Below are 14,693 nucleotides of genomic sequence, written 5' to 3'. Positions count from 1 at the left end.
AGCCGGTTTGGACGATCGGAGGCTGGTCGCGCTGTCATGCGACGGGGCCGTGTCTCCTCTCCTCAGAGGATGGCCGCAAAGCTACCAAGCTTTGGCGTTTCGTCAACCGGATGGGATGCTCGCCTGCTCCAATGGCGATCGGGGGCTCGATGCCCGTCGAGGGCTCACCGCGGCCAACACCGAGCGTTCAGCCCCGCAGTTGGGACGATGGGGCGGGGAGGAGGCTGCCGATCAGCGCGCATCCCATGGTTCAACCCTTCTCTATCCCTTTCTTATAACTCATCTTTTTCTTCTTTTTGGGAGTCTGAGGATAAGAGGGAGGTATTTTCTCGGGTATGTATGAGAGATAGAAAAAGGGGTGCCCCTGTACCTCATACGTCGAACTGTCTCATGCGTAGGGTGAGAAAACGCTTCCCTAGCTGCCCTTACCCCCCAAATCGAGGCTAAGTCCTTGATCCAGTTCACCCTCGTCGCTGGGTGGCAGCAGGCCGACGTAGCCTCCTAGTATCCTCAGCTTCCCTGTGAGAAGCCGCTGTGCGCGCGCGGGGGCGTCAGATGGCACGAACTGACGTTCAAACGTCAGTCCTGGCCAGAGGTAGACGACGGTTTTCCCCGTTTCCGTGCCGATGCCCCGCCGCTGCTGCCGCCGGGTGCTGATCGAAGGCGATCAGCTAGATCGATAGCCCGACCGTTGCACGGGCGGCAGTGAACCACCTCCGCGGACGCGTCTAATCATCCTCCGACCCGCTCGCGCGTCACCGGCAATCTCGCCGCCTCGGTCGTATCGTGCTTCGGCTAGGCCGAGGCGACGACGCACTCGCACGGGTGGGTGGTGCAGGTATCGATCTCGCCGGCAGCCTGGGTTTCGGCCTCAATCGCAGCGCGCAGCATGCCATCGGTTGGCCTACGCCATACCCAGAGACCCTCGTACGGGAGGATAGGGACGGTAGGGTCTGCGGAATCCGCCAGCCTCCCGTAAAATCAGCCCTTCCTAAGCCTCTCTCTTTATTTCTCTTTTTCTTCTCAACGGGAGTGTAGGGAGGATAGGGAGGATAATTCCTACCCTACGCATGAGAGAGTTTTGGCAAGGCATACCCGTCGCTCCGAACCGTCGCTCCGAACCGTCTCATGCGTAGGGTGGGAAACTGCCTCCCTAGCGTCCCTAGCCTCCCGTATACGGGCTAAGTCGTTGATGCTGCACACTCCGATCGCCGGGAGGCAAAGCCATTGCTTGGACTGCTTGCCTCCCTAGCCTCCCCAAATCAGGACGCTGCGGGGGAAGGCGGGGGCGTCGGACCACGTAAACTGAGGCTCGATCCCCATCCCGACCAGAGGTCGATCGGGGTTTTCCCCAGTTCCGTGCCGATGCACCTCACCGCCGCTGCCATGCGCCGTTCAAGGCCGAGCCGCCGAGGCGTCGTGATAGCTGTTTCACCTTTTGCACCCCTAGACGGGTTGTTCGCTTAGTCATTCGACAGGATCGATTTTTCCATCACGTTGGTCCGATTACCTGAAATCTGGAGATGCCGTAAAAACTGCCTATTTATCGCCCATCTTGTCCGCGACTACCAGGTTTTCCAGGGTCTCGGCGGGATCGTAATTGTCGTCGGGTGATCCGAGATCCTGCGTGACGTTCGGCCACGCACGAGGCAGGTGAGTCTTTGAGCATGCAGAATGGACTGACCGGAGCGGGGCCTCTCGTGCCCGGTGTCGCATTGCCGACGCGTGCACGCGCGAAGCGCAAGGGCCGCAAGCCCCCGGCCCGATCGCGTCGAACGTCTGGGTCACGCCCGTCCTCTAAGGCTGCGGGACAGACCTGTGTGGTGCGATCGTTGCCCGCGTCTACTCTGGAGGCCCGCGACTGTCTCCCCGCCCAGCCCGCTTCGGATTTGCCAGTCGATGCGGCACCCGACATCGTCACAGTCACGCTGGTTTCTGCCGCAGGAGATCCTGATGGGCCGACGGCGGCAGACCAGCAGCCGGTCGCCTGTTCGACTGATCCGGCCGGCGGGATTTCGGACTCCGAAACGGCAGCGGCATCGACGCATGCACAACTTGAGACCCTGGGAGTAACCCCGGTCGCCGTCGTGTCTGACGTCGTAGCTGCAAGCGCCGTTGGCCGCGGGCGGATCACCGCGGGACGGGGCCTCGCAGCCATTTTGTCGGCTGGCCTTGTCATTCTCGGTGCATGGGCGCTGCAACCCGGCCTCGATCGCACGGTCCGCCCGCGGATCGCTGCAGCTCCAACTGATGCGATGCCGGATCCAGGGGGAAGCCCTGCCGGTCTGCAGGAAGCAGCCCAGGCTATTGTTTCCCTCCAAGGGGCGGTAAATTCGAGCCGTCCGAACGAGGGTTGGACCACCCCGCCTTCGAGGGTGTCGCCCGTGGATGGGCCGGATCAGCCGCTTATATCACTACTGGACTCGTCTCAGACTCAGCCTTCGACCGTCTCCGCGTCCGGGACCGTCCTTCCGGCCGTTCCTGGTCTTGTGCCTCTTCCCCCGCGGCGCCCGACTACCCTCGCCTTGCGACGGACGTCCCCGGTTCCGCCGAAGGTCTCCTCGGCAGGGTCCGAGACGGCCGCCGCAGAGGAACCAGTACGGACCGATGTGAACGTCTGGTCGCCGCCGCAGGCAACAGGGCGCTATCGTCTGCCCTGGGGCGTGGCGCAATTGGGAGAACGCAGCAACGACGATACGGCACGCGGCCCGCAATGGACGTTCGCGGTCGAGCGCTGATGATCCCACTCCGGGAACCCCGAACGAGGCGGCGATCGCAACCAAAGGCCCGTGGTGGCGTGCAAAGGGCGACAACACCGTCTCAATCGACGCGAACATCGCCGTCGTGGAGCGCGATACCCAAAGTGCTGGGGTCGCTCGGTGCCAAGCCGTGATGGTTCTCGTCGCATGAAAGACTAACGAGCTGTATTCTGAACGGGCCCAACGCGTAGAAACGGCAGGGTTCTCACCCCGCCGCTCACACCTCAGACTTTTATCGCCATTCTTGCGATCAGAAGCCGACGACAGCGCTCGCCGTACCCACGGCGGTTGCGACTAGACCGCCCGCGAACGCTCCAATCATCAGGTGGTTGAACAGCTTCAATTGCAGTCTTAGAGACGCCGCTCATTGACTTTGTTGATTGGTTGCACCCAAATCTGTCCGATCTAAGGCAGCTGTCCTTTGCCAAGGATTGGTGTGGGTGGCGCTGTGTGCACAGACAATTCATCTCTGACTACTCCAATATTCTTGTTGTAGCCCTCTGTCGACCCAAGCTCACCTTTCATGCCTAAATATATAGCATTTATATTTGATAAAATATTAACGTTTAGAAAATATCATCATGGCTGCCACTGAGTGCCTTTATGCTAATGAGTCCGCTTGAAGATTTTGCTGAGATCGGTTCGGACTGGTTCTGGGAAACAGATGCCGTTCTAAGCTTCAGCTATTTTTCTGAAAGTACCAAACGCTTCCTCGGAAGAGAGGTTGCTGAACTGATTGGTCTCAGTCGTAAGGCGATTGCCGAAAATGCCGACGATAAGGCCTTCTGGCAGCCCTATGCCGACGATCTGCAGGCTCACAGGCCGTTCCGCGACTTCGCCTACCCTTATGGCCACCCTGACGGGGTAACACGATGGCTAAGTGTCAGCGGACGTCCGATCTTCTCGCAAGACGGATGCTTCATCGGCTACCGTGGTGTGGGTCGCGATGTAACTGCTGAGCATAAAACGCAGGAAGCTCTGTCGGAACAGATCCGGCGCTGCGATGCTGCGCTTGAGAACATGACCCAGGGTCTATGCATGTTCGATGCAGCTTCGCGGCTTGTTATGGTAAACCGACGTTATTACGATATATTTGGCCTCGCTGCCAGTGATATAATAATTGGATTAACGCACCGAGAAATTGTCAAGAAGCTATTTCAAGCTGGCTGCTACCGAGGCGAGATTACTATCGACCAGCTATGCGAAAGAACAACTATTTCTCTCCAAGACGAGCATCCAGTTCCAAGTTACCGAGAACTCGCCGATGGACGCATCATCGCAGCCTCTTTCCGATCCATGACCGGTGGGGGTTGGGTAGCAACCTTTGAGGATTTTACCGAGCGCCGCCGCAACGAAGCACGGATTGCTCACATGGCGCTGCACGACACTCTGACCGGCCTGCCCAACCGGGCTCTGCTTCACGACCGTCTTAGCCAAGCCATTGCTCGAACCACACGTACGCACAGCCCCTTCGCCGTGCTGATGTGCGACCTCGACCGGTTTAAAGCTGTCAACGACAGTCTGGGCCACCCTGTCGGCGATGCCCTGCTGCGTGTCGTGGCTGAGCGGATGCAAGCGGTGCTCCGCCCCTACGACACGGTCGCCCGCATTGGTGGCGACGAGTTCGCAATCGTGCTCGATTACCTCGACGAGCCTGGTGCGGCGGCTTGTCTTGCCGAGCGTTTGATTGAAGCCGTCGGCAAGCCGGTCTGTCTTGATGAGCAAACGATTGAGGTCGGCGTAAGTATTGGACTTGCAATCGCCGACGAGAACGATCAAAGTACGGACGATTTGTTTAAACGCGCTGACATTGCTTTGTATGAGGCCAAGGCAGCAGGTCGAAACACCTATCGAGAGTTCTGCCCTAATGTGGGCAACCGCATTGCGACGCGCAGTCAGCTTGGGCTCGACATGAAAGAGGCGATCCGTCGCGGCGAGTTCCATCTTGTCTACCAGCCAATCGTCGAAGCTACGACTGGCGCTGTGGTAAGCTTCGAAGCACTGATGCGCTGGCAGCATCCGCTGCAGGGTACGATCTCGCCAAGCGAGTTCATTCCGCTCGCAGAGGAAACCGGACTGATCGTTCCGCTTGGTGCCTGGGCGCTGCAGGAGGCTTGCCGTGAGGCGTTGACGTGGCCCAAGCCTATAAGAATTGGAGTCAATGTCTCAGCGGTACAATTCCGCCGCGGTCTTGAGGAAGCGGTGCTCTCCGCATTGGCTACTACAGGGCTACCCGCGCACCGACTGAAGCTTGAAGTGACCGAAAGCGTGCTGATGCAGGACGCGGACGGCGTGCTGGCGTGCCTGCACCGGCTCCGGGCACTCGGCGTAGTCATCGCACTAGACGATTTCGGCACAGGCTACTCCTCGTTGAGCTACCTACGCCGCTTTCCCTTCGACAAGATCAAAATTGACCGGTCCTTTATCCGAGACATTGCCGATCCTGATGCCGCTGCGATTGTGAGGGCTGTGGTCGGCATCGGCGAACGGCTGGGAATGGGCATCGTGGCCGAGGGCGTTGAGACGGTCGACCAGCTCAAGCTGGTACGGCAAGAGGGCTGTACGCAGGTGCAGGGCTTCCTGTTCAGTCGCCCGCTGCTGCCCGGAGACGCGCGGGCCTATATCACGGGCACGCAGGCGGCGGCAGCATAGCTAAGCGGCATCATTCGGCGATCGGTCAGGCGTAGGGACCGCGGACAGGTCGCCCATCGCTCGGCGCTTAAAACAGCGTCCCCTACTGTCGAGGTCGATGCTTCAGACGGAAGTTAGATTGCGTCATCAACCTGGAACTGACGGCGGATGAGGGAGCTGCGCGGTGCGATACGGAGTACGGACGCGGCTTGCCGGCAGATGGCTCAGGTCGCCATGGCCCGCGTCTCGGGCACACCGTCACGAATTACGTAGCCGCGGCCCCAAACGGTCTCGATGTAGTTTTTGCCCTGGCTAGCGTTGGCGAGCTTCTTCCGCATTTTGCAGATGAAGACATCGATGATCTTCACCTCCGGCTCGTCCATGCCGCCGTAAAGATGGTTGAGGAACATCTCCTTGGTGATCGCCGTCCCCTTACGCAAAGTAAGAAGTTCGAGCATCTGGTACTCGCGGGTCGTCAAGGCAACAAGGCGTCCAGCAATCTCGACGGTTTTCCGGTCGAGGTTTACCGCAAGGTCGCCTACAGTCACCACAGCGTCTATGTGCCCCTGCGACCGGCGGACGATCGCCTGGATGCGCGCTACGAGCTCGTCTTTGTGGAACGGCTTGGTGAGGTAGTCGTCAGCACCGAAGCCAAGGCCTTTCACCTTGTCCTCAATGCTGGCCATGCCCGACAGGATTAGGATCGGCGTCTTCACCTTCGCGAGGCGAAGGCGGCGAAGCACCTCGTAGCCCGACATGTCAGGCAGGTTCAGGTCGAGCAGGATGATATCGTAATCGTAGAGCTTACCGAGATCGATCCCCTCCTCACCGAGATCGGTGACGAAAGGATTGAACCCTGCCGTCTTGAGCATCAGCTCGATGCTCTGCGCTACCGACGCATCATCCTCGATCAGCAGAACTCGCATCGCTCAATTCCCAAAAAAGTTAAAAACTCCTAACCCACTATCCTTAACAAAATGCTGCTCTGCAAATGTTGGCTTGTGTCGATGATCCTGTCACGCCGCCTTGGCTTGTTGTCCGGTCATATTCCGATTAGTCTGGTTTAAAGCGGTTTTTCGAAGCAGGATAATTCATGTCAGATGAAGTAGAAGCAGTTGTAGAGTTCAACTTTACGGCAATGGCTGCGGACATCGTCTCGGCTTATATCTCGAACAACCACGTTCAAGTTGGCGAGCTGCCGAACTTGATCGTTAGCGTTTATGCTTCCCTTACCGGCCTCGGCAGGCAGGTGCCACCTGTATCGCCCGAAGTTGAGAAGCCGACGCCGGCACAAGTCCGCAAGTCGGTCACGCCGGATGCGCTGATCAGCTTCGAGGACGGTAAATCCTATAAGACGCTGCGCCGTCACCTAACGCTGCGGGGCCTAACCCCCGAAGCCTACCGCGCAAAATGGGGTCTGCCAGCCGATTATCCGATGACGACGGCGAACTACTCCGCGCAGCGCTCCGAACTGGCGCGTTCACTCGGCCTCGGCCAGCAGCGACGCAAGGCGGCCTCGAAGGCTGCTGATACGGGAGAGACGATCTCCGAGGCGCTCAAGACCCGCTTCGGGCAGGCCAAGGGCCGGAAGAAGGCCGCCGAGACGGCTTGAGGCTGCTCAGCAACCATTTTATGCGCTGGAGTACACCTTCACAGCTCCGCCGCATTCCAAGCGCCGTCTGAACGGTGCCTTCGGGAAGGGAGCATCAGGTCATGGCTGGAAGCGATCACGAGCCTACCATTCCACCCACCGTGCCAATCACGGGCGTGAACGTCCCAGATCCAACCACCGGCGGTGAGCCTGAGAACAAAGACCCGGTGGTCGAGGCTCAAAAGAAGCCGAACGATCCGGACAAGGCGGCCGAGGACGGTCAGGCCTAGCTTCTGACGAGCGGCGCTCGGGCCGGATCGGCATCGTAAACCTCGATAGGCCCTAAGGCCTACCGAGGCGGTTACACATTGATCCTATCAAGCTGCTCGAACGGTGGCGAGGAAGCGTCCGACTTCAGCTGCAAGGGTCTCGGACTGACGCGACAGCTCCGAGGCCGCGCCGAGCACCTGGCTCGCCGCAGCGCCCGTCTCTTCGGCCGCACCGGCCACGCCGGCGATGTTGCTCGTGACCTCGCCTGTACCCATCGCTGCCTGGCTGACGTTGCGCACGATCTCCTGCGTTGCCGCGCCCTGCTCCTCAACCGCCGCCGCGATGGACGTTGCCACGCTGCTGATCTCCTGGATCCGCGCGGCGATGCCACCGATCGCCGTCACGGCTTGACCGGTGGACGCCTGGATGCGTGCGATCTGTCCCGAAATCTCGTCGGTCGCCCGCGCCGTCTGCGAAGCCAGCTCTTTGACCTCGGCAGCGACCACCGCGAAGCCTCGTCCCGCTTCACCGGCACGTGCCGCCTCGATCGTGGCATTCAGCGCCAGAAGGTTGGTTTGTCCGGCGATGGTGGAGATCATGCCGACCACGTCGCCGATGCGCGAGACCGCCGTGCTCAATTCCTGCACCAGCGTTCCGGTTTGATCGGCCTCGGTGACAGCTTGCTGTGCGAGGGCTGCAGAGCCATCGACCTGGCGACTGATCTCCTGCACCGATGAGCCAAGCTCTTCGGCCGCTGCGGCGACCGTGTTGACGTTGGTGGCGGCCTCCTCGGCGGCGGCGGCCACGGTCGTGGATTGGCTCGCCGTTTCCGTCGCCGTCGCGGTCATCGTCTGGGCCGTGGCCTGCAGCTCGGTCGCCGATAATGACACCATGCCGATGATCCCACCAACTGCGGCCTCGAAGCCGTCAGCCATCTGCCGCATCCCGGCCTTGCGCTGCTCCTCGGCAGCCAGACGGGCCTGCACGGTCTCCTCTTCCAGAGACCGCATCTGGATCAGACCGTCCTTGAACACCTGCACGGCATCGGCGATCGCACCCATCTCAGTGCGGACGCCTTGATAAGGAATGTCGGCAGCGAGATCCCCTGAGGCGAGACGGCCCATAGGAGCAAGCACGGCGCGGATGCCCTTGCCAATGCTCCAGATCATGAGTCCTGCGAGCACAGCAGCGAAGGCGACGCTCGCGAGACCGATCACAATCATCGAGGTTTGGACCCGTTGGGCGGTCGCCTCGCCCTGCGCTACAGCGGCATCACCCGCCGCATTGTTAAGTGCCAGAATGTCATCCAGCGCCTTGGCTGCTACCTTGATGCGTGGACGCACACGCTCGGTCATCTCGTTCTGTGCGATGTCCTTCTTCCCGGCGCGTGAATGCGCAAGGACACCATCGACCGCCGCGATGAAAGATTTCCATTCTTGCCTGAAGGTATCGAACATCGCCTGCTCGCCCGGTAGGCTGACGAGCGGCGCATAGGCATCAGCGGCCTGTTCGACTAGTCTCATCTTCTCCGACAAAGCTTGCTCTTCAGCGGCCATGCGGCTGGGCTCAGCGTAGAGTACGTGATTGACGACGCTAACCCGCACATCGATGACGTTGCCACGCAACTCGCCCGCGTAGCGCACGCTCGGAACAGTGTTGCGTCCAAGGTTGGCGTTCTCTCGGCTCAGATCTGTAATACCCCATAACCCAACAGCACCTACCCCCAGCATCAGGGAACAAAGCGTAGCGAAGGCGGCGATGAGTTTCGCCTTGATCGAGATTGAAGTTAAGCGCACGAACGACGTCCGATCGGTCTAAAGATAGTATGGGCCAATCTCGACAATAAGCGCAGTATGGTTAATAATTTAACTACTAGATCGTTGCTCAAATAGGCGCCATCAGCCTCTTTTCAGGTCTAGCCACTTAGCGCTTGAGGACTAGGCTCGTGGCAACTCAGCGACGCTGATGCGGACCAAGCTTTGCCATCGGCTATCGGCATTATGAACCAATACCGCCGGACAGGCATACGTGGGTCAAGGTGTAACGCGTCGGCTAGGTCGTGCCGCTGCCTGAGACGCTGTTTCATAACGGGCTGAACAGCTTAGCCGTTGGCTAAGCGGAGGGCATCGTGGGTGTGGGGAGGGCCGATAACCGGTGTTATCAGCCTCCAGCGCTCTATCGTCACATTGGGTCAGGTTGCGTCACCGGCCCGGCACTGACGGCAGATGTGTAGGCGTCGCCGGACGTGGACTGTCGGAGCTGTGTCACGGACTTCTTGCGAGAAGGCCGAGGGCACGATCCCAGCTGCACGCGCCCGTAAATTTGCAAATGCTGCGTGGTTGTAGGGAGAATATGGACGTGAAGTAGAATTTTTCATCAAAAGACAGTTTGAGATGTTGGATTTCCGACATAGTCGTTTCGGTTTATTTCTATCGAGGCGAGATGCATCAGGTGCTCATCCGGAAGCTGGAAGGCTTCGAGGACCTATCGGATGGCGATCGCCGAGCCTTGGATGGCTTGGCGCCACGCATTCGGCAGGTCGGTGCACGGGTCGATTTGGTCCGAGAAGGCGACGAACCCGAGAACGTCCATCTGATCCTTGATGGCCTCGCTTGCCGCTACAAGGTGCTCCCGAACGGCAAGCGCCAGATCATGGCACTGCTGGTTCCAGGAGATTTCTGCGATCTGAACGTATTCATCCTCGATCAGATGGACCACAACATCGGCACGATCTCCGCGTGTCATGTGGTCGATATCCCGCGTCGGGCAATCGAGGAGATTACCCAGGCCCATCCCCAGATCACACGGGCCTTCTGGTGGTGCGCCCTCGTCGATGAAGCGGTGCTGCGCGAGTGGCTAGTCAATCTCGGTGGCCGTACCCCAGAGCAGCGTCTCGCTCATCTTCTCTGCGAATTGCTGGTCCGGTTCAATGCGGTCGGGAAGGTCACGAACGACAGCTACCCCTTTCCGTTCACGCAGGTGGATCTTGCGGATGCGATGGGCTTGTCCGCCGTTCACGTGCACCGTACGCTTCGAGAGCTTCGTGATCTCGGCCTGATCACGATCAAACGACGGGTTCTGACGATCCATGATATCGAGCGGCTCAAGTCGTTCTGTGGCTTTACGCCGAACTACCTCCACCTCAAGAACACTCGTTGGGGCGCACGCCGGAGCGAGCCGTGGTTGAACCAGCTACGGGAAAGTTAGTCATGGATGCGCACGACAACGTCGAGACGTTGCTCGTGCTGCAGCCGATCTTGGTTGACACGGGCAGCCCGGATCGGGAAGGGCGTCTGGTCCTGGCAAACGGCCTGCTGATCGCCGTGCTGGTGCGCCTTGATACCCCCGAGCACGAGGTGGGCCCGGGCTGGTTCGTGGAGGCGGCCTTCGGACGCCTCGTTGGTATCTCAGCGCCGATCTTCGACACGCTGGAGGAGGCAACGCGATGGCTGCGCCAGCACCGGAAAGCATGACTGAAGCTGCCGCGTTGAAGGTCCGTTTCACTCGGATGCTCCAATACCGTCCTGGCGCGCCAGCGTGCTACCTCGAACCCGGTGATCCTGGCTCAGATCGCCCCGCACAGCCTAGTCGAGCTGGGATTGCACCCTCTACAGGAACCCGCTCCCGGCATGATCCTTGAAGGCGTTCGCCCGCCGAACGTACCCGAGCACCGTCCGCGGATCGCGGTGGCCTGACACCTCCATGATGCGCGCGAGATCGGCCCCACGTTCGGCCGCCGTCGTCACGAACCCGGCGCGGAGGCTGTGCCCGTCGAACGCGGCCGGATCAAACCCCGCCGCACCGGCATACCGCTTCACGATGTCTCCGATGCTGCGATCCGTCAGGGCCTCGGCCTGGATGCGCCCAGACCGCGACACCGGCCGGAACACCGGCCCGTCCGTGATCTCAGCCGCCGCGAGCCATTCTCGCACAAGAGCCACCGGCCGGACGTGTCGGCCATGCGGGATCGCCTTCTCAGCTCCCCTACCCTCCTGGTCGGTTTTCGAGCGCCGGATCAACACGCGCAGGCCATCGGCATGGTCCGTCAGGTCCGAAACCCGTAGCGCCGCCAACTCTGATCGGCGGAAGGCGCCTGCGAACCCGAGCCCGAGCAGGGCGCGATCCCGCTTGCCGGCGAGACCAGGCGGGGCGTGCGAGAGCATGGCCGCCAGCACCTCGGCGGTCGCGGCCGTCTTCTGTCGGATCTGCATGTCCGGCCGGCGCCGGATGCCCTTGATGACCGCGTGCACCGTCTCGTGCGCGCCAGGGTCAGGGTAGCCGGCGAGCTTGTGTGCGTAGGCTATGGCTGCGAGCCGCCGGCCGATCGTGGACGAGGCCCGCCCGGCTGCCGCCTCGTGCGAGAGGAACGCCGCCACCGTCTCGGGCGCCGCCGGCAGCGACGAGACCCCGTGGCCGTCGCACCAAGCCATGAAGGCCGCCCAATCCGACTTATAGGCGCGGACCGTGGCCTTGGCCTTCGAGGCGCGCTGATAGTCCCGCACCAGTGCGAGGGCGTCGGCCGGCAGGTTGCTGCCAGGGCTAGGGAGAACCGCGACGGATTGCATCGGGGTTTCAGAACTCCGCATCGCATCCCCTTCCGGCCCCGAGGGCCGTCGCGATCATGTCGCCCAGCACGTCGTCCGCCCAATCGTTCGGAAGGCCCATGTAGTGGCCCGGCCGGCGGATCATGCCGCAGAGGAACTGACCGTCCTCGAATTCCAGCGCCTGGCACGCGCCCTCGGCCGGATGGCCGGGAATGTGATCGAGCGCCACGCCGCAGGCTTGGGTTGCGCAGCAGTAGCCGCAACCATTGCAGGGCGAGCCATAGGCCGGCTTCACCGGAAGGCACTCGCCGTTGGTCCCATCTATCAGAACGATCGCTGCCATTGAGACCGCCTACCGGCTAAAACTTCCGAGAATGCCTTTTATCGGAACTTACACGCCATCAATGCCAACCGCAAATGCGTACACTGTAAACCTACACCTAAACTCAAACGGTAAACCTAAACCGTTTACCTATAGGTCAAGCTAAACGGTATCTTTAGACCTTAGACCTACACTGTTTTAGAAAGCGCGCCGGAGGTGAGTCGATGCGGGTTGTCACGATCTTGGGTTTGAAGGGCGGAAGCACGAAGTCCACGCTCACGGCGCACCTCGCTGTGGCTGCCCACCACGCCGGTATTCTGAGCGCGATCGTGGACACCGATCCTCAGGCGACGCTTCGGATGTGGTCCACACGAAGGCAGACGGACGGGCCGCCGGTTAGGCCAGAGACGACGCCGGACTTCCTTGAACCCACACTGCGCGAGTTCGAGAAGCAGGGTGCCGAGTTGGTCCTGATCGATACGGCGGGTAAAGCCGAGATCATGGGCAAGCGAGCGGCTGAGTTGTCCGACCTTGTGCTGATCCCATCGCGCACGTCGTTGGCCGACATGGATGCCGTGCCGACCTCACATACGATGGCCAAGGGCCTGGGCAAGCCGAACTTCGTCATCTTCACTGATGTGGATGTGAGCGGTGCGAAGAAGGATGTGAAGGAGGCGGCTGCGGGGTTCGTCTCCCGCGGTATCCCGACCGGTCGCGAGCATGGTGCGCCCTTCATCTGTCACCGCAAGGGCTACAAGTCTTGCCTGATCGACGGCAGCACGATCCAGGAGATCGAGCCGAACGGAAAAGGGGCTGAGGAGATCGATGCTTTATTCCGTTGGGTAGCAAAGCAGGTGGGTATCAAGGTGAAACGCAAGCGGACGGAGAAGCAGAATGGCTAAGCGGCCGAGCCTGTCCGCATCGTTCGTGGTTGGAGAGCAGCCTATCCTAGACCCTACACCTCAACTTAAATCTACACCTCAACTTCAAGGTTTAGGTATACCTACACCTAAAGTGCGCGACCATCGCGAAAACCGACAGGCGTTCACGGTGTGGCTGGACCGGGAGCTCATCGCAAAGGTGCGTAGCCTGTCCCGCGAGCTGGTTGCCGAACACGGCCGGGCAGGTAACTCCATCGAGGCGCTGGTCACCGAAGCCATGCACGAAATTCTTGCAAAACACAGTCGGTAAGAGGTGCACCAGAGTTGGACTGACGTGCTACGCGTTCCCGCTCCCGCCTGTGATCCGGCATTCCGCTCGGTCAACGTTAGTCCGGCGCTTTCAATTTGCCATCGTGCCGCTAGCTTCATTTGCAGCGAGCGGTTGAGGTCGATGGAGCGGTCAGCACACTTTATGAACACCACACCACTGCTCAACGATCACCAAGAGGCTTTGGTCAAAGCCGCTGAAGAAGCGGTCCTGGAGCCATTGGCAGACTTTCCGCATATCGAGCTGCGTTCGGGCGTGGAGCCGTGGGACAAGCGGCGCACCGCCGGCAAAATCCTACGTATCGAAATTCCTCATAAAGCTCATTCCGTACTGAATGTTAGCGCGGATCGTCCAGACCCGGTGATGCTGATCGAGGCAGCACATGAGGGCCGGCAATCGCACCTCATTCCTCTCCGCATCGCCCGCATGGCTTCCTCACCATTCGCTTTTCTGCGTGGGGCTGCTCAGGTCATGGCCTGGGACCTCGCTCATGGTCCTCGCACCGCAATCGATGTGGTTTTGAACGGGGACGCACACATTTCCAATTTCGGCTTGTTCGGCACCCCACAAGGCGATGTCGTATTGGATCTCAACGACTTCGATGAGGTCACAGTTGGACCGTGGGAGTGGGATCTCAAGCGGCTCTGTGCGAGCATCGAGGTGGCAGCTCGCGACGCTGACGTGCCCCCACCTGAGCGTCGGGAGGCGACGCTGAGCGCCGTGGCAGGCTACCAGCACACGATGAACGATCTTGCCCCTCGCGGATCGCTCGAAGTCTGGCAGTCCGCATCGCGAGCCGACGATCTTGTCTTCGCCGGGATCGAGATCGATGCACGCTCTCAAGCGGTCGTGACCAAGGCCGTTGAGAAGGCTCGGCGGAAAAATAATCAGAGTCTGCTGGCCCGCGTCGGGGAACGTCGTACAGATGGTGGTTGGCGGTTCCGCGAGGATGCGCCGATCCTCGTTCGGGTTGATGATGCCACGCGCGAAGCTGTGACGTCCGGGTTGGAACGCTATGCTGAGACGCTGCCGCGCGAGCGCAGGTTCATGTTGAACCGCTATCACGTGGTCGACGTCGCCCACCGCGTCGTCGGGGTCGGCAGCGTCGGGACCCGCGCCTACGTGGCGCTGCTCTGCGGCAACTCGGACCAGGACGTGCTCTTCCTGCAGGTGAAGGAGGCGGTGCGCCCGGCCCACGCCCCCTACCTGCCCGGCATGCCGGAGCCCTATGCCAGCCACGAGGGCGAGCGGGTGATCTACGGCCAGCGCCTGCTCCAGGGCGTCGGCGACCCGCTGCTCGGCTGGACCACGATCGCCGACCGCCCGTTCTACGTGCGGCAGATGAAGAACATGAAGGGCGAGATCCC

General features: G+C 60.7%; 12 protein-coding genes. 8 read left to right on the top strand and 4 right to left on the bottom strand.

Annotated features, from left to right (window positions below):
- Positions 1 to 3,368: 3,368 nt before the first annotated feature.
- Positions 3,369 to 5,411 carry a putative bifunctional diguanylate cyclase/phosphodiesterase gene (locus MKK55_RS17050; protein ID WP_243936670.1) on the top strand — a complete coding sequence of 681 codons (2,043 nt, stop codon included), beginning with the start codon at positions 3,369 to 3,371 and terminating at the stop codon, positions 5,409 to 5,411.
- A 203-nt stretch (positions 5,412 to 5,614) separates the two neighbouring features.
- Here MKK55_RS17050 and ctrA read toward each other — a convergent pair whose 3' ends face one another.
- Positions 5,615 to 6,316 (bottom strand): response regulator transcription factor CtrA, encoded by a 702-nt coding sequence (gene ctrA / locus MKK55_RS17045; protein ID WP_243936668.1) that lies wholly within the window; start codon positions 6,314 to 6,316, stop codon positions 5,615 to 5,617.
- Between the two features lie 167 nt (positions 6,317 to 6,483).
- On the opposite strand from ctrA, the gene MKK55_RS17040 reads away from it, so the two are divergent.
- Positions 6,484 to 7,002: a MucR family transcriptional regulator gene (locus MKK55_RS17040; RefSeq protein WP_243936666.1), complete on the top strand. Its 519-nt coding sequence runs from the start codon at positions 6,484 to 6,486 to the stop codon at positions 7,000 to 7,002.
- 101 nt (positions 7,003 to 7,103) lie between these two features.
- On the top strand, positions 7,104 to 7,271 hold the full coding sequence (locus MKK55_RS17035; protein WP_243931862.1) for a hypothetical protein: 168 nt from the start codon (positions 7,104 to 7,106) through the stop codon (positions 7,269 to 7,271).
- Positions 7,272 to 7,358: 87 nt separating this feature from the next.
- On the opposite strand, the gene MKK55_RS17030 is transcribed toward MKK55_RS17035, so the two are convergent.
- Positions 7,359 to 9,047, bottom strand: a complete 1,689-nt coding sequence (locus MKK55_RS17030) for a methyl-accepting chemotaxis protein (RefSeq protein WP_243936664.1) — start codon at positions 9,045 to 9,047, stop codon at positions 7,359 to 7,361.
- 646 nt (positions 9,048 to 9,693) lie between these two features.
- Here MKK55_RS17030 and MKK55_RS17025 point away from each other — a divergent pair.
- Together MKK55_RS17025 and MKK55_RS17020 are read left to right on the top strand one after the other, a co-directional pair.
- A complete protein-coding gene (locus MKK55_RS17025; RefSeq protein WP_243936662.1) occupies positions 9,694 to 10,458 on the top strand; it encodes a Crp/Fnr family transcriptional regulator in 765 nt (254 codons plus the stop codon).
- A gap of 2 nt (positions 10,459 to 10,460) precedes the next feature.
- Complete coding sequence (locus tag MKK55_RS17020) at positions 10,461 to 10,724, top strand: hypothetical protein (protein WP_243936660.1); 264 nt, start codon at positions 10,461 to 10,463, stop codon at positions 10,722 to 10,724.
- Between the two features lie 135 nt (positions 10,725 to 10,859).
- On the opposite strand, the gene MKK55_RS17015 is transcribed toward MKK55_RS17020, so the two are convergent.
- Complete coding sequence (locus MKK55_RS17015) at positions 10,860 to 11,837, bottom strand: site-specific integrase (protein ID WP_243936658.1); 978 nt, start codon at positions 11,835 to 11,837, stop codon at positions 10,860 to 10,862.
- Positions 11,824 to 12,138: a hypothetical protein gene (locus MKK55_RS17010; RefSeq protein ID WP_243936655.1), complete on the bottom strand. Its 315-nt coding sequence runs from the start codon at positions 12,136 to 12,138 to the stop codon at positions 11,824 to 11,826. Before MKK55_RS17010 ends, MKK55_RS17015 begins: the two co-directional genes overlap by 14 nt.
- Positions 12,139 to 12,341: 203 nt before the next feature.
- Between MKK55_RS17010 and MKK55_RS17005 the strand changes: the two genes are divergently transcribed.
- The 3 genes from MKK55_RS17005 to MKK55_RS16995 all read left to right on the top strand — a co-directional run.
- Positions 12,342 to 13,019 (top strand): AAA family ATPase, encoded by a 678-nt coding sequence (locus MKK55_RS17005; RefSeq protein ID WP_147764658.1) that lies wholly within the window; start codon positions 12,342 to 12,344, stop codon positions 13,017 to 13,019.
- On the top strand, positions 13,012 to 13,308 hold the full coding sequence (locus MKK55_RS17000) for a hypothetical protein (RefSeq protein ID WP_243936653.1): 297 nt from the start codon (positions 13,012 to 13,014) through the stop codon (positions 13,306 to 13,308). The genes MKK55_RS17005 and MKK55_RS17000 overlap by 8 nt, the downstream gene beginning before the upstream one ends.
- A gap of 162 nt (positions 13,309 to 13,470) precedes the next feature.
- Positions 13,471 to 14,693: DUF2252 domain-containing protein (locus MKK55_RS16995; RefSeq protein WP_243936651.1), on the top strand; the 1,223-nt coding region annotated here is incomplete at its 3' end.

It is taken from the genome of Methylobacterium sp. J-059 (assembly GCF_022829485.1).
Classification (GTDB): domain Bacteria; phylum Pseudomonadota; class Alphaproteobacteria; order Rhizobiales; family Beijerinckiaceae; genus Methylobacterium.
The sequence above is the reverse complement of the archived record's forward strand: the minus strand, read 5'-3'. Positions and strand labels throughout refer to the sequence as shown.

Bases quoted from the DNA above. Each gene is read 5' to 3' on its own strand.
- MKK55_RS17000 (WP_243936653.1), top strand. From the start codon at position 13,012: ATGGCTAAGCGGCCGAGCCTGTCCGCATCGTTCGTGGTTGGAGAGCAG.
- MKK55_RS17035 (WP_243931862.1), top strand. From the start codon at position 7,104: ATGGCTGGAAGCGATCACGAGCCTACCATTCCACCCACCGTGCCAATC.
- MKK55_RS17050 (WP_243936670.1), top strand. From the start codon at position 3,369: ATGAGTCCGCTTGAAGATTTTGCTGAGATCGGTTCGGACTGGTTCTGG.
- MKK55_RS17010 (WP_243936655.1), bottom strand. From the start codon at position 12,138: ATGGCAGCGATCGTTCTGATAGATGGGACCAACGGCGAGTGCCTTCCG.
- MKK55_RS17025 (WP_243936662.1), top strand. From the start codon at position 9,694: ATGCATCAGGTGCTCATCCGGAAGCTGGAAGGCTTCGAGGACCTATCG.
- MKK55_RS17020 (WP_243936660.1), top strand. From the start codon at position 10,461: ATGGATGCGCACGACAACGTCGAGACGTTGCTCGTGCTGCAGCCGATC.
- ctrA (WP_243936668.1), bottom strand. From the start codon at position 6,316: ATGCGAGTTCTGCTGATCGAGGATGATGCGTCGGTAGCGCAGAGCATC.
- MKK55_RS17040 (WP_243936666.1), top strand. From the start codon at position 6,484: ATGTCAGATGAAGTAGAAGCAGTTGTAGAGTTCAACTTTACGGCAATG.
- MKK55_RS17015 (WP_243936658.1), bottom strand. From the start codon at position 11,837: ATGCGGAGTTCTGAAACCCCGATGCAATCCGTCGCGGTTCTCCCTAGC.
- MKK55_RS17005 (WP_147764658.1), top strand. From the start codon at position 12,342: ATGCGGGTTGTCACGATCTTGGGTTTGAAGGGCGGAAGCACGAAGTCC.